Here is a 19,006-nt window from a genome sequence, read left to right as displayed (position 1 = left end):
GCTTTTGCTTCTAATTAGCTACATAGGATCAATAGGACAGTTTTTATATCCGTGGGGTCATAAGGCTGAACATAAAAAAGAGGTTGTATCACCAGTGAGAATAGAGCGTTTAATTCTCTCACAAGATGGTTTAATTCTTTCGCTAGGGGGGCGTCCTTTGAATGGTATCTCTATTGAGTATCCTAAATCAATGATACAGGCTGGAAAAGAAGGAAAAGTCTCGTTGAGTTGTGATATAGAAGAAACTGGGGTGACTAGTCATTGTCACATTACTCAGTCGAGTGGAGAGGAAAGTTTTGATGCTGAATCTTTACAATATGTAAGGCAAGCTCATTATAAACCTAAGCTTAATCATGGAATTGCAGTGAAAGAATATGCTCGGCAATATTTATTTCAGTTCCAGAAAGAGCAATAAAGGATAGAGGTTTTGTTAAAAGTTTCAGTGTGGTCTTTATGAATGATCAGTTTATTCAAGGATAGGGTGTATTTATTATACTCTTTGTTGAATATAAATTATAAAGATTGAGTTGTTTTTGAGTAATTTTGCTTTTTTGTTTTGTTGAGGAATGTTTTTGAATTATGAGTAAGCGTTATCACTTTGTTCGTTATGTTGCCCCCGTTGCTTTTGTATTGACAATGGCGTTAGCGGTCAATCAAACAACGATGGCACAACAGCCTGCACAAACCGCAACAGCGCAACCTGCTGCTGCTCCGGCTGCGCAACCTGCGACTATGGCACCTGAACAACAGCAACAAGCTGTATCTGCAACACCTTTTACCGCAGCAGATGCAAAGCCTGCAGACAATCCTTATGGATTAAAAGCTTTATGGACGGGTGGGGATATTGTTTCACGGATTACCTTGTTAATTATGGCGATTATGTCCATTGGTAGTTGGTATGTGATTGTTATCAAAGTGATTGCACAAAACCGCGTTTCAGGTGCGTTTAAAGAAGTTAGCCGCAAGCAATTTTGGCAACAAAAGAATTTGCAACAAAGTGCCGAAGTATTAAATGCGCAATCTCCTTATCGTTATATTACTGAAAACGGAATTGAAGCAGTTCAACATCACAAGGGCGCATTGCAAGATTCTATTGATTTATACAGCTGGGTTTCTATGAGCTTGCACCGTGCGTTGGATCATGTTCAAGCACGTTTACAAAGTGGATTAGCTTTCTTAGGAACTGTTGGTTCTACAGCACCTTTTGTAGGGTTATTCGGAACGGTTTGGGGGATTCATCATGCGTTATCTGCAATTAGCATTGCTGGCCAAGCAACATTAGATAAAGTTGCAGGTCCAGTGGGTGAAGCATTAATCATGACAGCGATTGGTTTGGCGACTGCGGTTCCTGCAGTATTGGGATATAACTTCTTAGTTCGTCGTAATAAAGTGGTCATGGATCAAGCTCGTAATTTCACATCAGATGTTCAATGTGTGTTAATTGGTGGCAATCCTCAAACTAAAAATACAGCAAGTAAAGAAAGTGACGCTTCATGAGCATTCACTTAGGTGGCCCCCGCGGTGGTGGGGATTATGGGGGAATGGGAGGAGAGGAAAACGAAGTCGTTTCCGAAATTAACACGACCCCTTTGGTTGATATTATGCTGGTGCTGTTGATTATTTTCTTAATCACTATTCCTGTTGCAACACATACCGTGCAAGTCAATTTGCCAGAACGGATGAGCCATTTAACAATGGTAAAACCAGGAAATATTGTATTGGCGGTGAATGCCGATGGACAGATTTTTTGGAATGAACAGCCTGTGGCAGATATGAATATGCTGGGTTCTAAGCTGGTAGAGATTTCTGCGATGAAGCCACAGCCACAGATCCAAATTCGTGGTGATATTAATGCGCGTTATGAATTTGTAGGTAAAGTGGTCGATGCGTGCCAACAAGCAGGCATTACTCGTGTGGACTTCATTACGCAACCTCCAAAGCCAGGCTAGGGGTAGTAAGGATTATTAATGATGGATAATAATACGTTAAGAGCCCGACAACAACGCCGTCTTTTGCTGCAAAAAAGCACAGATGAAGAAGAAGAGGTTATTGTTGATATTAACACAACCCCTTTGATTGACGTGATGTTGGTGTTGTTGGTGATGTTAATCATTACCATTCCACTACAGACGCAATCTGTACAGCTTGCTTTGGGAAGAGGGGAGCCTACTCAAGTTGAACCTCCTCCGAGTTTAACGGTTGCGATTGATTTTGATAATACGATTTCATTTGATAATCAAACGGTTGCGAATGAAGATGCTTTACAGCAAAAATTCAAAGATATCGCTGCACAACCCGATCAGCCAACATTGTTTATTAAGCCTAATCGATTGGCGAGCTATAAAGTGGTTGCTGTGATTTTGGCAGATGCGCAACGGTTGGGTGTCAAGAAAATTGGCATTATGGGACAAAATTAAGGCGAGAGAGACTTCATGAAACATTCTGTTTGGATACGTAATTTATTAGTAGCAACATTTTTAAGCTCTGCGATGAGTATGGGGGCTGTTGCTGCATATGGCAAAGATATTGTCAGTAATAAGATGGCTGTGCCTTTGAAACAGGCAGAACAACTCATGAAGCAAGGAAAATATGCTCAGGCTGATGAGGCCATTAAGGAAGCTCAAGCTATTCCCAATGCCAGTCCTTATGAGCATGACATTATTACACAGTTACAAATTGCATCTGCGGTTAAACAAAATAAAGTGGATGTAGCTTTGGCTGGATATACGCATTTGCTTTCTTCTTCGCGTTTGACCAAAGATCAACGTATTCAAACAATGATGGCTCAGGCCAGCTTGGCGTATCGTGCCAGAAAATATCCTCAGACAGCACAATATATTCAACAATATTTCAAAGCTGGTGGAGATAATCCTCATATGCAGACCTTGTTGATACAGTCTTATTTCTTAAATAATGACTTCAAGTCTGCATTGAACGAACAACAAAATCAAATTAATACTGAATTAAAAAATGGTTCTGTTCCCGCAGAAACGCAATGGCAATTTATGGTCAATTGTCAGCAAAAATTAGGGGATCAAGAGGGCTTGCGTCATAGTTATATGCAGCTTGCTTTACACTATCCAAAGCCTGAATACTGGTCTCATGTCATGAATTCTTTGGTTTCAGCCAAAGGGATGACCCCACAAGTCGAGTTAGAAGTTTGGAGATTTAGAGAGCAAGCAGGTTTATTGACGACTGCTGATCAATATATGACAATGGCTGAAATTGCAGTGCAAGCGGGATTACCTCATGTGGGTAAGGAAACTTTGGTGCGTGGCCGTGCAAAAAATTTATTCACAGGGAATAATGCTAGCCGTGCTTTACGGTTAGAAGAGTATATCGGTAAAATTATCGAGAAGCAAAAGCAAGAGTTTAATACTCAGCTCTCTGCTGCACGTCAAGAAAAAACAAGTGATGCACTCTTTAAGTTAGGTTATGATAGCTTTGCTGGAGGTGAGGTCACAGAAGGCATTAAAATCATGCAAGAAGCCTTGGCGAAACCCACGACTGATCGGAATATTGCTTCATTGGAATATGCGTTAGCAGAACAAGCTTCTGGTGATAAGAAAAAAGCAGTCACGGTTTTAAAATCTTTAACGGGGCAAAATGTTCCTGCTGAATTGGCCAGCCTATGGTTAATGAAATGGCAAGCGAAATAAGCATTTAGTGAAGAGATAATCATTGAAAAGCCCTATATGATCATATGTCATATGGGGCTTTTTCTTTTTATTGATCACGTTCAATGTTACTTTGAATGTTGCTAATTAGATACGATAACTCATGAATATGTGATATCGTCATAAAGACTCTTTTTATTTTATTATAGGAATCATTATCCTATGGACAATTATTTAAAATCTTTATGGAATATCTTCGGGTATTATTGTTGTTATGTCCTCAACTGCTGCATCTGTTACTCAGTTATCAAGCTCTAAGAAAGCATTCACTTTAATTGGGACAATTATTGCCCAGTTTGCTTTAGGTTCTGTATATACGTGGAGTTTATTTAATGCTGCGATTGCTCAAGAGCTTCACGTAGATGCTTATCGGGTTGCGTTAACCTTTGGATTATGTTGCTTTATGTTGGCGTTAGCGTCCTCTCAAGCAGGCTATATCGAGAAAACAATTGGGTTGCGATATACAACAATTATTTCTGCATTCTTAATGTTTATCGGTTTATATATTGCAGCTCATGCAACGAATTTGATTGGTATTTATATCGGTGCAGGTATTCTCATCGGTATTGCTGAAGGTTCCGTCTATTTAATGTCACTAACAAACTGCGTTAAAATCTTTCCTCAGAAAAAAGGGTTGATTTCTTCTTTGGCTGTTGGGGCTTATGGTTTAGGTGGAGTGGCTTTTAAATATATTAATTATGATTTATTAGTTGCTTATGGATTGCAAAAGGCTTTCTTATATTGGGGGATTATTGTTTTTGTGTTGTTAATTTTATCTGCCTTTATGATGTTTAATGCGCCTCAAGAACAAACGCGTAGCAATCATACATTGGGCGAAGTTTTATCTCATAAATCTTATTGGGGATTTGCAGTTATCTTTTTAATGACCTGTATGACAGGACTCTATGTGATTGGTGCGGCCAAAGATATTGGTGAGTCTATGGCAGGCTTAGATGCATCAACGGCTGCAAATGCAGTAGCAATTTTAACGTTCTTTAATCTTTGTGGCCGTTTAGTTATGGGAAGTGCTTCGGATAAAATTGGAACATTAAAATCCGTTCGAATTTGCCAAATCATTCTGTGTTCTGGCGTGGCATTGATTTGTTACCCTGAATTAAATATGGTTTTATTTTTTATCGCGATTGCTTGTGTTGCCTTTGGATTTGGTGGTTCTATAACCGTTTATCCTCCGTTGATTGGTGATTTTTTCGGCATAAAGAATGTTACAAAAAATTATGGCTTTATTTATCTTGGATTTGGTATCGGTAGTGTGTGTGGAAATGTGATTTCCTTTGTTTTAAATGGCTTTCAAAAGACGTTACCGGTTCTAGTTCTTAGTATGATTTTGGCTTTGGTGATTGTTATGTTGACGAAAAATAAACTACATCAGGAGTAATGACATCATATTGAAGTTGAACAAGTGTTGATTATTTTAAGGGAACAGCATAAAACAGATGCAATTATTATAATTTATAATGCCTATATAGAGCTTTAAAGGACTCTTAACATAATGATGATCCATACTGAAGACACTCCAAATATGAACGCTTTGAAATTTATTTTGGGGCGGACTATTTTGCAAGATCATCAAGCAATTGAGTTTCTTGATAGGGAAAGTGCTGCTTGTGCGCCATTAGCACAAGCTCTGTTTGATATTGAAGGTGTTCAACGAATTTATTTTGGTTCTGATTTTATCGTTGTAACAAAAGATCTATCTGTAGAGTGGACAAGCTTAAAAGGTGCAGTCATTTCTGTGATTATGGAATTTATCTTAATGCACAAAGCGATGATTAAGATGGATTGTGCGTCTTCTGATTTCTCAGAAATGGACATTGCAGCAGAAGATCAAGAGATTGTTAATAAAATCAAAGATATTCTTGATGATGAAATTCGTCCTGCGGTGGCTCGTGATGGTGGAGATATTATTTTCCATGGCTATAAAGCAGGTAGCGTTTATTTAAGAATGCAAGGCGCTTGTCAGGGATGTCCTTCATCTTCTTTGACGTTAAAACATGGTGTAGAAACAATTTTACGTCGTCATTTGCCAGATTTAGTTTCTGTTGAAAAAGTTGATTTTTAGAAAAGAGATTCCCAGATGACTTCTTTACCAGAGGAAGCTTTACGTCAATTATTTGATGATGCAAGAACACCGAAAGTTTGGTTGGATAAAGAAATAGAGCCAGCTTTATTGCTACAGCTTTATAATTTAGTGAAGTTGGCTCCGACTTCTGGAAATTGTCAACCTGGACGTTTTACATTTTTGACGCATGTGGTTAGTAAAGAAAAGCTTCGTTCTGCACTCTCTGTTGGGAATGTCGATCATGTATTGAGCGCACCTGTTGTTGTGATTGTGGCTCATGATCCGTTATTTTACGAAGAATTGCCTAAACTTTACCCAGAAGTGGATTTGCGTTCTTGGTATGCAGAAGATATTCCGTTTGCAGAGGAAACAGCGTTTCGGAACTCTACTCTGCAAGGGGGGTATTTAATTTTAGCAGCCCGAGCCTTGGGATTAGATGTGTGGCCAATATCTGGCTTTGATAATTCAATGGTGGATACGTTATTTTTTGAAGAGCAAGGTTGGCATTCTAATTTTATAGTTTGTCTAGGTCATGCAAAGCAAGATCAAGAATCTGAGCGTTTACCTCGTCTTGAATTCGAAGATGCTTGTTTAATGTTGTAAATGAATGTCTGATTGTAAAACGATTTTAGTGATGAATGGTGCATCTTCGTCCGAAATTGCACCCAATTATATTGCCCTTGTTCAAAAACAAGGAGATGCTTATCATCTGCTTGCTGAAGAAAAAACAACGCTTAAAGGTGGGCCAGAACGTTTCCCAATATATTTCCAATCTTTTATTGATCAAGGTGTCATTACTCCAGATCAAATTGATTTGATTGCTGTAATGGTGGGGCCAGGTTCTTTTACAGGATTACGCGCATCTATTGCTTTTGCTTTGGGAATGCAAGTGGGATTAGATTGTCCAGCAATTGGATTGCGACGTGGGGAAGTATTATTCCCATTTTTACCGAATATATCATCTGAACAGTTGGTTTGGCATGTGACTTCTGCGCGCAGAGGGCGTGTTTTTGTTGAGACGAATCAATCATCACAAGTCATTGCCTATAACGAAGATGATATTTTATTCCCTGATAGTTCTTTTATGGTTGTAGGGGAATCTGTAGCAGGGTTGGAAGGGAAACTCCCTAGTCATGCGCAGGTATCTCCAAATATTTGTGAAGCTGATTCGATGATGATGGCTAAAGTTGCATATCAATATCTGCATGAAAATAAAGTCTCTAGTCAAATAGCGCCGTTATATGTAGATCCACCAGAAGCAAAATTGCCTCAAAAAGGACTTAGAAAGGCACCAGTATAGGATGTCGATACAATTTTTAAGCCATGTGGATGGAAAAGAAGCTGATTTTTCTACAGCCCATGTGGCTGCATTCCCTCAGGGGCAAGGGTGGAACGAAAAAGCATATAAGGATTTGTTAGAGATTTCCTTTCATTATCTTGCCGTTGATTATGATGATGAAAATCAAATAAGAGGATTTTTACTTTATTCTTTGATTCTGGACGAAGCAGAGATTTTAACTTTTTGTGTGAGCCCAGAATTACAGAATAAGGGAATAGGTGCTAATTTGCTGGCTGTTTTTCTAGAAAAAATGAAAGAGAAGCAAGTTAGTAAAATTCTTTTAGATGTTGCTGAGAATAATTTTTCTGCTATTAAATTGTATCATCGATATGGTTTTATAGAAAATGGCAGGCGCCGGAAATATTACGAAAATAAAATGGATGCGTTATTAATGTCGAAAGCCTTATGATAAATATAAGGAAATAGGGTAAATAATCTGTTGTTTTAATATTATTTTCTGGTTATTTTGACAAATTGCAGTAAATTCATAAAATATCATTTGCATTATGAGTATTTTATAAGCAAATTTAAAAAAGTTTTTGTTTATTATTAAATTGGTTTCTATGACACGCGAAAAAAAAGATAGTTTATCTCATATAGAACGCTTATGTATTGAAAAGGGATTGAAGATGACGGGGCAACGTCGTGTGATTGCGCGTGTCTTGTCTCAGTCTCATGATCATCCTGATGTGGAGGAGTTGTATCGTAGAGCCTCTAAGCTTGATGATAATATTTCAGTCGCAACAGTTTATCGGACTGTGCGTTTACTTGAGGAAAAAGGTATCTTAGAGAAACATGACTTTGGTGGTGGTAGAGCAAGATACGAAGTCACAGAGCAAGGCACGCATTATCATTTAATTGATGTCGATACAGGAAAAGTTATAGAATTTGAAGATCCTGAACATGTTAAGTTAGTTCAAGTTATGGCGAAAAAGCTTGGATTTGATTTGTTGCAACATCGTTTGGAATTATTCGCGCGTCGTACTCAAAATAATAAAAGCTAAAGAAGAGGAAACGGGTTGTGGTAGAAGAAAAATCTACGAATAGTTTATTGGAGCTTGATCTTCGACGAGATGAATATGTCGAGCTACGTTCTGGTAATTTGGGGGTCCGTTTAGCAAAAAACGATGCTGAACGGGATGCAGCCAGAGCACTTAGATATCGTGTTTTTTACGAGGAAATGGGTGCAATTCCTAGTGAAGAAGCCGTTCGTACACAACGTGATTATGATAGCTTTGATGAATATGCAGATTATTTGTTGGTTCTAGATCATGATCAACCGACGGTGATGGAAAAAGTCGTTGGAACATACCGTTTGTTACCACAAGAAAAAGCAGATTTAGCAGGTAAGTTTTATAGCGCAGATGAATATGATCTTGCTGCTTTGAAAGAATATCCTGGACGGTTGTTAGAAGTAGGACGTTCGTGTGTTGATGCACGTTATAGAGGCCGCTCTGCAATGCAGCTTCTGTGGGAGGGCATTGCCCTTTATATTTTTATGCATCGTATTGATATTTTATTTGGTTGTGCAAGTTTACCTGGTACTAACCTTGCGGATCATGCTGAAAGTTTAACTTATTTATACCATGCGCATTTGGCACCCCCAGCATTAAGAATGACTGCTGTGCCAGAGAGACGTGTTGAGATGGTGCATACGGATCCACATCAGTTAAATCATCGTCGTGCCTTGGTAAATTTGCCTCCATTGATTAAAGGCTATTTACGCTTAGGTGGCTATGTTGGTGATGGTGCAGTGATTGACGAACAGTTTAATACAACTGACGTTGCAATTATCGTAAAAACCGAGTTATTTGCGGATAAATATTATCGTCATTATGAGCGTCGTTTACGCGATGCATTGGAATAATTTTGAATAGTGCATTGTGCATGATGGATATAGTTTTTTATGGTAAATGCACGTGTTATTATTGATAAATTTATTCATTTAACAGGTTTTAAAGGTTTTTGCCTTTTGGTTGGAATAGGGGGAATGTCTTCTTTGTCTTTCCCTCCTACCTATTGTGTTCCGATTTTACTGTTTACTTTTCCCATTCTTCTTTTACGAATACAAAATGCTAAAAGCCGGAAAAATGCGTTTGCTCAAGGCTATTGGTTTGGCTTTGGGCTGCATACGATTGGCTTGTCTTGGCTGGTTAATGCGATTTTAATTCGGGCTCAAGATTTCTGGTGGTTGGTTCCTATTGTTTCCCCTTTATGTGCTATTTTACTCGCTTTTTGGACAGGACTGGTTGGTGTAATTTATTATTGGTTGCGCCCTTCAGGTTTAGGGAAAGCGCTTTTATTTGCAGGATTATGGACAGTCTGTGATATGTCCAGAGCAATTTTACTACCTCCAACTTGGTGGAACCCTGTATTAACAGGGTTTCCTTGGAATCCGTTAGGAAGTGCTTGGGAAATTCCTGGGCAATTAGGGAATATTTTAATTCAACCTGCGGCATGGATTGGCGTAGATGGATTGACTTTTTTAACAGTGCTTCTTGTTTTATTACCAATTTATGGGCGCAAAGGGTGGATTGCTCTAGTTGGTAGTATTGTTTGTTGGGTTGTTGTTGGCTTTATACGTCTATCTCCTGCGCCAATAGCACAAAAAGATACGCCAATCGTTGCGTTAATTCAGGGGAATATTGCTGAGGATGATAAGATTAACAATACGGATCCCCGCCGTATTTTCCAAAATTATTTATCGCTCACAGAACAAGGCATGCAAGAGGCGCTGAAGCTGCAAGCTGAGCAAGCTATTCCTAATCGTCCGATTATCTTTGCCTGGCCAGAAAGTGCTTTTCCTGGAGCTATTCAATATGATTCAATGGCCAGATCTGTGTTAATGCAAGCTGTCAAAGGGGCAACCGCAGGGATTTTAGGGGCTATTACCCGTGATGATCAAGAGCATATTTATAATAGTTTAGTGGTTTTAAGTCCTGATGACGGTTCTATCGTTACGCAATATAATAAAACAAAATTAGTGCCATTTGGAGAGTCTCAACCTTGGTATATTCCATTTCATGTGGTTCCTGGGGCACCCTTAACCCCAGGTAGTGGAGTAGAGAGTATTCATCTTCCAGGTGTTGGGGCATTTGGGCCGTTAATTTGTTATGAGGTTATTTTTTCAGGTCAGGTAGTAGATGAGAAGAATAGACCTCAATGGTTATTAAATTTAACAAATGATGCATGGTATGGCAATTCAGCAGGCCCTCGTCAGCATTTGGCCGCAGTTAGACTACGTGCTGTTGAAGAAGGAATTCCTATTGTTCGTGTTGCGAATACAGGTATTTCAGCTGTGTTTGATCCTTATGGCAGAGAAATAGCAAGAATTGGTTGGAATGTTCATGCAGAAAAGGCAGTTGCATTGCCTAGCTGTTTGCCACCGACTTTATTTTCACAAGGTGGACGCTTGATTCCATTAATTATTTCGATATTATGTATTTTATGGGGATCTTTTACTAGAAAACGATATAATATCTAAAACTTATTTAAAAAATATTTAAAAGAAAGCCTAGCTTATAATAGGCTAAATATATTGAAATGAATTAAAGGCAGAGCGTGGGCAAAAGTATTTTAAATTCTGATACACTAAAGTTAGCAAATTTTTTGCCCTTTAAGAATCCAAACACATTGAAATGGCTATATGCCCCATCGAAAGAAGCGATTTATTTTTCGTTAAGAACAATATTAGCCTCTTTTTTAGCTGTTGCGATTTCCTTATGGATGGAGTTGGATAGTCCACGATGGGCATTGATGACTGTTTGGATTACGGCTCAGACTACTTCTGGGGAAACAATAATCAAAGCACAGTCCAGGGTGGCTGGTACGATTGTTGGTGTGATCGCAGGGATTGTCTTGCCGGCCTTATTTCCACAACAGCCTGTTTTATTTTATATTGGATTGGCTCTATGGGTAGGAGCCTGTGCTTGGTTGGGATCTCTGGTTCGTAGTGCTACAAACTATGGGTATGTTTTGGCTGGGTATACCGCTGCTTTGGTTGGTTTAACGGCAACAAGTAATCCAAATGCAGTTTTTATGATGGGCATGGCACGGGGAAGCTATATTATCCTTGGTGTCTTATGTCTTAGTGTTGTTGAGCGTTTTTTTGCTGTTAGTATGAACCAAAAGTCTAAAAAGACTTTATATAATAATTTAGATACTGCTGTTACAGGTTCATTAGCGATTGCTGTTGACGTTTTAAAGGGGGATAAGCAAGCAGCATCTCGTGTACAAAAAGTTTTTATGGCGGTTTCTGCTTTTCAAAGTAGTCTTGAATTTAGAAAAGTTGAGCTGTTACATGATACAGATCATACGGTCGATCATGTCCATGCGGCTTTATCATCAGTCAGCCTGGTGTTAACGCGTTTGACTCACTTAAATGTATGTTTGCAGAATTTACCTAAAGATGAAGTATATCAAAAGATATCACTGGAAATCTCAACCTATTTAGAACAATTAACCACCTCTTTAGAACAAAAAGACAAATTTGATGATCAGCTAAAAATATTAAATACATTACGGTGGGAATGCCGACAAATTATTACGGACTATGTGTATTATGATAGTATTGCACAGTCTGAAGATAGAGAAAAAGATCAAGTAAGTCTTTTAGATCATCGTATTTTATATCGTGCACTAAGCGGGTTATTGGCAGAAATTGAGAAGCTATTAATTCAATATCAAGCAGCACATAATCCTCCAAAAGCAGATAAATTTAGATTTAAATCTGCTCCGATGTATAATTTTAAAGTAGCATGGGGAAATGCCTTACGTACTTTGATTGTTGTGTTATTTGGCTGTGTGTTATGGGAAATTACCGCATGGGATCAATTTCCAACAATTATTGGACTTTTTTGTGTTGCTTGTGGTCGTCTGAGTGTCTTTGAAAATGGCTATATGATGTGTGTTGGTGTTTACAAAGGTGCTATTTTGGGATGTGTTGCCGCTGGTATTTTAAATGTGACATTGTTGGCTCAGGCTAGCACGATTGAAATGCTTTGCTTGTCTTTATTTATACCATTATTTATTGGTGGGTTGATGAATTATAATTTATCAACTAAAGCAATTGGATTGGGATATTCTGTTTTTTTTCCTTATGTGCTTATTTGGGGAAATCAAGCTAAAATCAATGAAATTCAGTACTTGAATACTAGTCTAGCAATGATTGTTGGCGTGGGGATGTGTACGTTTGCGTTTTATTTTATCTTTCCTTATTCTCCTCCAAAAGTTAGACAGCAAATTCGTCATAGATTAGTGAATAGCATTCGTTCCTTGGCTAAAATTACGCAGCTACCTAATCCAAGACGTTGGGTATTATCGACGATGGAATGGTTTGTTTATTTAATGCGTCAATTTAATGCCGCTAAGGATGCGGCTTTGCTTCAGCAATATAATCATGGTGCGGTAGGTGTTATGTCTATTGGATTAAATATGTTGCAAATTCGTAAAATGATTGATCATGATGTTTTGTCTGACAATATTAAAAATGAGTTGCGAGATGTGATGCAACATATCGCGGATTTTGGTGGAGAAAAATATGAAAAAACGCTTATCGTAACGAAAGAAGCTATTCAGCGATTAAGAGAATATGAAGCGACTGAAGAAAATTTAGCTAGACGGTTAGAGATTGGCGTTGCGATTGCTTGCTTAATGTTTATTTATCATGCTTTAGAAAAAAATGTTGAATTTCTTAATCTTTCTGCATAATGCCGACTATTGATATAAATATCAAAGAGATACAGAGATTATATTTATAAAGATGTCTTGATGGGTGTTACATCATATTTATGCAATTATTATGTATTGTATGAAAAATGTACAAATACGCTATAATGCTTATTGAATTTAGTAAATGAGACGTGGTATTGAGAGGCGATAGCTTCTCAATCAATAGGTAGTTGTAATTTATTCCTCATATATTGAAGGCGAGTTATTTATTGCTTATTTGATTAAATGAGCAGTTTATTTTAATGATATTTAAAATAAATATTTTTAGAATAAGATATATTTCTAAAAAACATATTTTTAATATGGTTTAATGATAGTGAGTAAAAACAAAGCGTGGGCAAAAATTTTCTAAGTGCTGAGTGGTTAAAATTAACAAATTTTTTGCCTTTTCAAAATCCAAATGCATTAAAGTGGCTTTACTCTCCTCCAAAAGAAGCAATTTACTTTTCATTAAGGACGATTATTGCTTCTTTTTTAGCTTTGGCTATTGCTTTATGGATGCAGTTAGATAGTCCTAAATGGGCAATGATGACGGTTTGGATTGTTGCTCAAACATCTCCAGGTGAAACAATTGCAAAATCACAGTGGAGAGTCGTTGGCACGATTATTGGTGTCATTATGGCTGTTACTATGATTGCCTTATTTCCTCAAGAGCCAATGTTATTTGGCATCGCTATGGCTTTATGGATGGGGTGTTGTTGTTGGCTAGGCAGTTTAATTCGCGGTTCGAGCTCATATAGTTTTGTTTTAGCAGGTTATACCTGTGCATTGATTGGCTTTGCGTCTGTTAATAATCCAAATGATGTTTTTATGACGGCGATGGCGCGCGGAAGCTATATTATCTTAGGGGTGTTATGTCAAAGTTTCATTGAGCGTTTATTCGCATTCAATATGGATCAAAAGGCAAAAAAATCATTACATGACAATTTATTAAAAGCAATTACAGGTTCTTTAACGATTATTGTTGATGTTTTAAAAGGGGATTATAAAGCGGCTTTCCGCGTCCAAAATGTATTTACAGCGGTTTCGGCCTTTCAAAATAGTATTGAATTTAGAAAGATTGAAATGTTGCATGATGATCATATGGCGGATCATGTTCATGCAACACTATCTTCAGTAAGTATTGTGTTAGCACGTTTAATTAACTTAACTGTTTATATGCAAAACTTCATTAAAGATAAGCCTTTTAATGATATTACTTTCAAAGTTACAAAATATTTAGAGATCTTAATTGGTTCTTTAAATAAGCAAACGGATTTTACAGAGCATTTAAATGAATTAAGTAAATTACGGTGGGAATGTCGGCAAGTTATTGCAGATTATATATATTATGATGCCATTGAGAAGTTAGAAGAGGGACAGGAAACTTCTGATAATTTATTAGATCGTCGTATTTTATATCGTTCATTAAGTAAATTATTAGGAGAAATTGAGGCTATTTTAGTTGAGTATCAATATGCATTAAATCCGAAGAAGACAGATAAATTTAAATTTAGCTTACCTCCAATTTATAATTTTAAAATGGCATGGTGGAATGGTTTTCGTGTATTTGTTGCTGTCTTAGTCGCTTGCTTTTTATGGGAAATTACTGCATGGGATGAATTCCCAGGCTCTATAGGGCTTTTATGCGTTGCTTGTGGTCGTTTATGTTTGTTTGAAAATGGCTATAAGATGTGTATAGGATTTTTAAAGGGAACGCTGTGGGGAGTATTGGTTAGTGGTATTCTAGATGTAAGCTTAATGGCGCAGGCCAGTAATATAGATATGGTATATTTAGCTTTGTTCATTCCATTGTTTATTGGGGGGTTAGCGATTTATAATTTACCCACCAGAGGAATAGGGATGAGCTTTACCATTTTCTTTCCATTTATGATTATTTTAGGCAATCAGGTCAGAATGGACGAGGAAACTTTTCTAAATAGTATGCTGGTGATGCTGATCGGTGTAGGAATGGCGGTTTTTGCCTTTCGTTTTATTGCGCCTTATGCTCCTAAAAAGGTTAGACGTGAAATCCGGATTAAAATGCTACATAGTGTCCGGTCTTTAGCAAATATTTCACCATTACCTAATCCAAGACGTTGGTTGGTCGTAACAATGGAATGGTTTGTTTCTCTAATGAGACAATTTGATGCTTCAAAAGAAGCAATGTTAGTGCAAAAATATAATCATGGTGCATTAGCAGTGATGTCTATTGGGTTAAATATTATGGAAATCCGGAAAATGATTGATCAGGATATTTTACCAGAGGATATTAAAAATGAGCTCAGAGTAGTGATGCGTCGTGTTTCTCATTTTCGTGGTGGACGACGATATGGACGGACGGTTTTAATTGCGAAAAGTGCTATTCGTAGGTTACGTTTACGTGAAAAGGCGGAAGAGAACTTAGCGAAAAGATTAGAAATTAGTATGGCAATTGCTTGCTTGATATTGATTTATTTTTCTTTAGAAAAAAATGTGGCTTTTCTTAATCCTTCGTATCGTTTATATAATCAGGACTGAAGTAAAAGATTCTATAAATATTGAATTTTTTAAAGAAAATAGTTGTTTTTTGAAATATAGACAGTCGTGCATATATATATATGCCTCTAGCAGTCTTATTAGTACAGAGTGTTAAGTCCGCTTAGGTAAAGTTCATGATTTTAAGTAAAGCTACTTTTCAGTCTTTTAGTTGGCTATATGCTCCACAAAAAACAGCTATTATTTTTGCTTTTCGCACGTTAATTGCTTCTTATGTTGTTCTTGTCATTGCCTTATGGATGGAGATGGACAGTCCGCGTTGGGCTATTATGGCTGTGTGGATTGTGGCACAAAATGCTTCTCGTGGTGAGGTATTATCAAAAGCCTACTGGGTAATTGTTGGTAATATTACGGGTATTGTTGTCTCTTTAATTATTGTTGCAAGTTTCCCTCAACAACCTTTTTTGTTTGATCTTGCAGTTGCATTATGGGTTGCATTTTGTTGTTGGGTTAGCAGTTGCACTCGAAATTTTCGTGCATTGGGAATGGTAATGGCTGGCTACAGCTGTGCTATTGTTTTATTCTCATCCGTTTCGGATCCTAATCAGACATTCATGATGGCAATGTCTCGAGGTAGTTATTTTATTATCGGGATTTTAGCAGAAAATTTTACAGCACGTTTATTTGATCTTAATTTACATCACCAAGCTCATAAAAAATTAAATGATGATTTATTATTAGCAGTAGAGGAAGGGGTTAAATCAGTCTCTAAAATGCTAGATGGGAATGATTGGGCAGTTGCGCAGTCTGATAAGTTATTATCCTCAATTATGGCATTGAATAATAATATTGAATTTAGAGAACGAGAAATGAAAGGCAGTGGGCATAGAGGGGATCATGCCCGTGCAGTGTTGGCTTCTGTTTCTGGTGTATTGGTGAAAGCCACAGGGTTTTCAATACATTTAAAACAAATGCAAAAAGATGTGCTTAATTTTCATTATATTGTGCCACTAACCCAAACATATCTTGGAAAATTATTAGAGCATCTCAAGGCTGGAACGCCTTTAGATGAAACATTAAAAGCGCTGAATGCACTACGTTGGGAATGTCGACAACGAATAGCAGATAGTTTTTATAAAAATTTAGGAAAACCTCAAGCAACGAATGAAGATTATGCGCGAAAAACGTTAAATGATCGTATTTTATACCAAAGCTTACGTGAAATCTTAGCAGAGTTAGAGGTAACATTACGCGAGTTAAGCCAAAGTCGTGATCTAAGTTTACATGATAATTTTAAGTTTGATATCAAACCAACTTTTGATTTTAGAAGAGCATGGAGAAATGCAATCCGTGCTTTTTTTGCTATTTCTGTAGGGTGTGTTGCGTGGGAAATTACAGGATGGGATCATGGCCCTTTGTTTCTTGCTTTTTTATGTATGGGCTGTGCACGTTTTTGTATATTCGAAAATGCGACTTTGGCCTGTTGGGGGTGGTTTAAAGGAGCGTGCATTGCAATTGTTGTAGGTGGTTTTTATAATTTTTTAATTATGCCAGCTGTCAGTAATTTAACATTTTTATTTTCATTGTTAATTATTCCTTTAGGAATTGGTGCTCTGGCAATGTGTGTGCCAAGACTTGCGCCTGTTGCGTCTACTTATGCGTTTTTCTTTTGTTATATGTTAGGATTTGCCAATGAAGGACGTGTGGATGAGATCTCCTTTTTTAATAATGCTTCAGCCCTATTTTTAAGTGGTGTTTGTGCATTAGTTTCTTATCGTGTGTTTTTCCCCTATCGTGCCAGACGTATTCGACGGCAAATGCGATTGAAATTATTAAAAGGACTTCATCATTTGGCAAATCCTACAGCTTCTCTACCTTTGGCCAGAGAGTGGGTGGGATCAGTTACAGAGGCACTGGTCATTTTAATGCGTCAGTTAAATGAAGATCGTAATACTACGCTGATAAAAAGTTATCGTCATGGAAGTATGGCGGTGATGTTGATTGGTATTAATGTTATTCGTCTGCGTCATATGGTGGATCATGATATCATGACAGAAGATATTAAAGATATTTTAAGGGTTGTTTTAAGACGTATTGCTGCATTTGAAGGTCGTAAGGCGAAATATGCGCGTTATGCGAGAACTGTTATGATTGCGCACCGTGCGATTGCTCGTTTTCGACAACGTGAAGCAACAGAGAAAAATTTAGCTGTTCGTATTGAAGTAAGTGCTGCTATTTCTTCTTTAATTCTAATCTCTTATGCTTTGGATAAAAATGCATCTTTTTTAAGAGTAAAGAAGTAATGTTATCGTTTCATAATATTTGGGATTTAATTGTCTAAATTTTATTTAATTATTGGATTATGTGTTTTGATGCCTTTTGCTGCTTGGGCAAAGGGAAATCCTTCTGTTTGTAAACCAGAAATTTATGGTGGACGTGCAGATGGAAACACAATAAATACAGACGCTATTCAAAAAGCAGTGGATATGTGTGCCCAATATGGTGGGGGTGTTGTTCTTTTATCCAAAGGTGTTTGGTTAAGTGGCCCCATAACGTTAAAAAGTAATATTACGTTTTCTTTAGGTCAAGGAACGGTTTTAAAAGCAAACAATACGGATGATCAGTTTAAGAATGCTTTTATTGATTATCCTGTTCAAAAGGGTGAAGCTTTTATTTTAGCAGATCACGTGCATGATGTAAGTATTGTGGGTCAAGGGACCATTGACGGTGATGGCCAACAAACTTGGTGGGCGAAAGCAAAACAGATTAATGCTTTGCTGCATCAAGGTAATGATCAGCTGTTTAAACAAGAGTATTCTGGAGTGCCAATCGCAAATGGCGTTCCTCGACCATGGTTGATTGAATTTAATGACGTTCAAAATGTTCATCTTAAGGGTGTTTTATTAACAAATGCTCCGATGTGGAATGTGGTCATACGGAGCAGTCAGGATGTGAATATCGATACGATTAAAATTCAAAATCCAAAAGACTCTCCGAATACAGATGGTATAGATATTGTGTCTTCGCAGTATATCCAGATTTCTGATGTCGATATTTCAACAGGAGATGATAATATTTCAATCAAATCAGGATTGCAGCAAGGAAATGCTCTTCCTGCAAGAGATATTACGATTAAAAATAGCCTAATGCATGATGGACATGGCATATCTATCGGCAGTGAAACGGCGAATGGTATTGGAAAAGTAACTATTCAAAATATTCATTTTTCAGGCTCCACTAATGGCATAAGGATTAAATCTCAACGAGATCGTGGAAATTCTATTGGTCCTATTACAGTCGATCATATTCAGATGGAAAATGTAACCAATCCAATTGTCATTAATGCAAGTTATAGCGTTAATTCGTATAAAAAACGTTCTTTTAAGGAAGCTTTGAAACAAAAAGAACTCACCTCCTTAACGCCGTTGATCCATGATATTCTATTGAGTGATATCCACGTTGTGAATGCAGATAATTCTATTATTTTAAGTGGGTTACCAGAAGCTTTTATTTGGAATATTGTTTTGGATCATATTTTTATGCAAGCAAAGCACGGATTAAAGGCACGATATGTACAAGGGGTTATGCATCAAGTGATTATACAAAATCAAGAAGGAGATACGCCGTTTTATTTTGGTAATGATACATATTTAAAGAGAGAATAAAGAATGTTAATTTTATATCGTAACGAAAAATGAGGTGAAAAACTATTAAGCTTCTTGA

At 37.3% G+C, this 19,006-nt stretch carries 17 protein-coding genes; all 17 read left to right on the top strand.

What is annotated here, in order from left to right; all coding sequences use genetic code 11:
* Positions 1-94: 94 nt before the first annotated feature.
* The 17 genes from CIN_RS11470 to CIN_RS06650 all read left to right on the top strand — a co-directional run bounded on the left by CIN_RS11470 (position 95) and on the right by CIN_RS06650 (position 18,948).
* The gene (locus tag CIN_RS11470) at positions 95-415 is read left to right on the top strand and encodes an energy transducer TonB (protein WP_170314042.1); all 321 of its coding nucleotides are present in this window, start codon (positions 95-97) and stop codon (positions 413-415) included.
* 164 nt (positions 416-579) lie between these two features.
* On the top strand, positions 580-1,497 hold the full coding sequence (locus CIN_RS06725) for a MotA/TolQ/ExbB proton channel family protein (RefSeq protein WP_008854319.1): 918 nt from the start codon (positions 580-582) through the stop codon (positions 1,495-1,497).
* A complete protein-coding gene (locus CIN_RS06720; RefSeq protein WP_008854318.1) occupies positions 1,494-1,949 on the top strand; it encodes an ExbD/TolR family protein in 456 nt (151 codons plus the stop codon). The genes CIN_RS06725 and CIN_RS06720 overlap by 4 nt, the downstream gene beginning before the upstream one ends.
* Before the next feature lie 18 nt (positions 1,950-1,967).
* The gene (locus CIN_RS06715) at positions 1,968-2,417 is read left to right on the top strand and encodes an ExbD/TolR family protein (protein ID WP_008854317.1); all 450 of its coding nucleotides are present in this window, start codon (positions 1,968-1,970) and stop codon (positions 2,415-2,417) included.
* A gap of 15 nt (positions 2,418-2,432) precedes the next feature.
* A complete protein-coding gene (locus CIN_RS06710; protein WP_008854316.1) occupies positions 2,433-3,659 on the top strand; it encodes a tetratricopeptide repeat protein in 1,227 nt (408 codons plus the stop codon).
* Positions 3,660-3,891: 232 nt separating this feature from the next.
* Positions 3,892-5,073, top strand: a complete 1,182-nt coding sequence (locus CIN_RS06705) for an OFA family MFS transporter (protein ID WP_008854315.1) — start codon at positions 3,892-3,894, stop codon at positions 5,071-5,073.
* A 114-nt stretch (positions 5,074-5,187) separates the two neighbouring features.
* A complete protein-coding gene (locus tag CIN_RS11795; protein ID WP_008854314.1) occupies positions 5,188-5,757 on the top strand; it encodes a NifU family protein in 570 nt (189 codons plus the stop codon).
* Between the two features lie 15 nt (positions 5,758-5,772).
* On the top strand, positions 5,773-6,360 hold the full coding sequence (locus tag CIN_RS11790) for a malonic semialdehyde reductase (RefSeq protein ID WP_008854313.1): 588 nt from the start codon (positions 5,773-5,775) through the stop codon (positions 6,358-6,360).
* Positions 6,361-6,364: 4 nt separating this feature from the next.
* Positions 6,365-7,057 carry a tRNA (adenosine(37)-N6)-threonylcarbamoyltransferase complex dimerization subunit type 1 TsaB gene (gene tsaB / locus CIN_RS11465; protein ID WP_008854312.1) on the top strand — a complete coding sequence of 231 codons (693 nt, stop codon included), beginning with the start codon at positions 6,365-6,367 and terminating at the stop codon, positions 7,055-7,057.
* Position 7,058: 1 nt separating this feature from the next.
* Positions 7,059-7,505 carry a ribosomal protein S18-alanine N-acetyltransferase gene (rimI, locus tag CIN_RS11460; protein ID WP_050798379.1) on the top strand — a complete coding sequence of 149 codons (447 nt, stop codon included), beginning with the start codon at positions 7,059-7,061 and terminating at the stop codon, positions 7,503-7,505.
* A gap of 154 nt (positions 7,506-7,659) precedes the next feature.
* The gene (locus CIN_RS06680) at positions 7,660-8,100 is read left to right on the top strand and encodes a Fur family transcriptional regulator (RefSeq protein ID WP_008854310.1); all 441 of its coding nucleotides are present in this window, start codon (positions 7,660-7,662) and stop codon (positions 8,098-8,100) included.
* Between the two features lie 17 nt (positions 8,101-8,117).
* Positions 8,118-8,963, top strand: a complete 846-nt coding sequence (locus CIN_RS06675; protein ID WP_008854309.1) for a GNAT family N-acetyltransferase — start codon at positions 8,118-8,120, stop codon at positions 8,961-8,963.
* A gap of 39 nt (positions 8,964-9,002) precedes the next feature.
* Positions 9,003-10,580 (top strand): apolipoprotein N-acyltransferase, encoded by a 1,578-nt coding sequence (gene lnt, locus CIN_RS06670; RefSeq protein ID WP_008854308.1) that lies wholly within the window; start codon positions 9,003-9,005, stop codon positions 10,578-10,580.
* Between the two features lie 149 nt (positions 10,581-10,729).
* Complete coding sequence (locus tag CIN_RS06665; RefSeq protein ID WP_008854307.1) at positions 10,730-12,805, top strand: FUSC family protein; 2,076 nt, start codon at positions 10,730-10,732, stop codon at positions 12,803-12,805.
* 354 nt (positions 12,806-13,159) lie between these two features.
* Complete coding sequence (locus CIN_RS06660; RefSeq protein WP_008854306.1) at positions 13,160-15,325, top strand: FUSC family protein; 2,166 nt, start codon at positions 13,160-13,162, stop codon at positions 15,323-15,325.
* Between the two features lie 134 nt (positions 15,326-15,459).
* Complete coding sequence (locus tag CIN_RS06655) at positions 15,460-17,586, top strand: FUSC family protein (RefSeq protein ID WP_008854305.1); 2,127 nt, start codon at positions 15,460-15,462, stop codon at positions 17,584-17,586.
* A 30-nt stretch (positions 17,587-17,616) separates the two neighbouring features.
* Positions 17,617-18,948 (top strand): glycoside hydrolase family 28 protein, encoded by a 1,332-nt coding sequence (locus CIN_RS06650; protein WP_050798378.1) that lies wholly within the window; start codon positions 17,617-17,619, stop codon positions 18,946-18,948.
* The last annotated feature ends 58 nt before the right edge of the window (positions 18,949-19,006 follow it).

This window comes from Commensalibacter intestini A911, from assembly GCF_000231445.1.
GTDB classification, from domain to species: domain Bacteria; phylum Pseudomonadota; class Alphaproteobacteria; order Acetobacterales; family Acetobacteraceae; genus Commensalibacter; species Commensalibacter intestini.
Note: the sequence above shows the minus strand (reverse complement) of the source record. Positions and strands in the feature narration are given on the sequence as shown.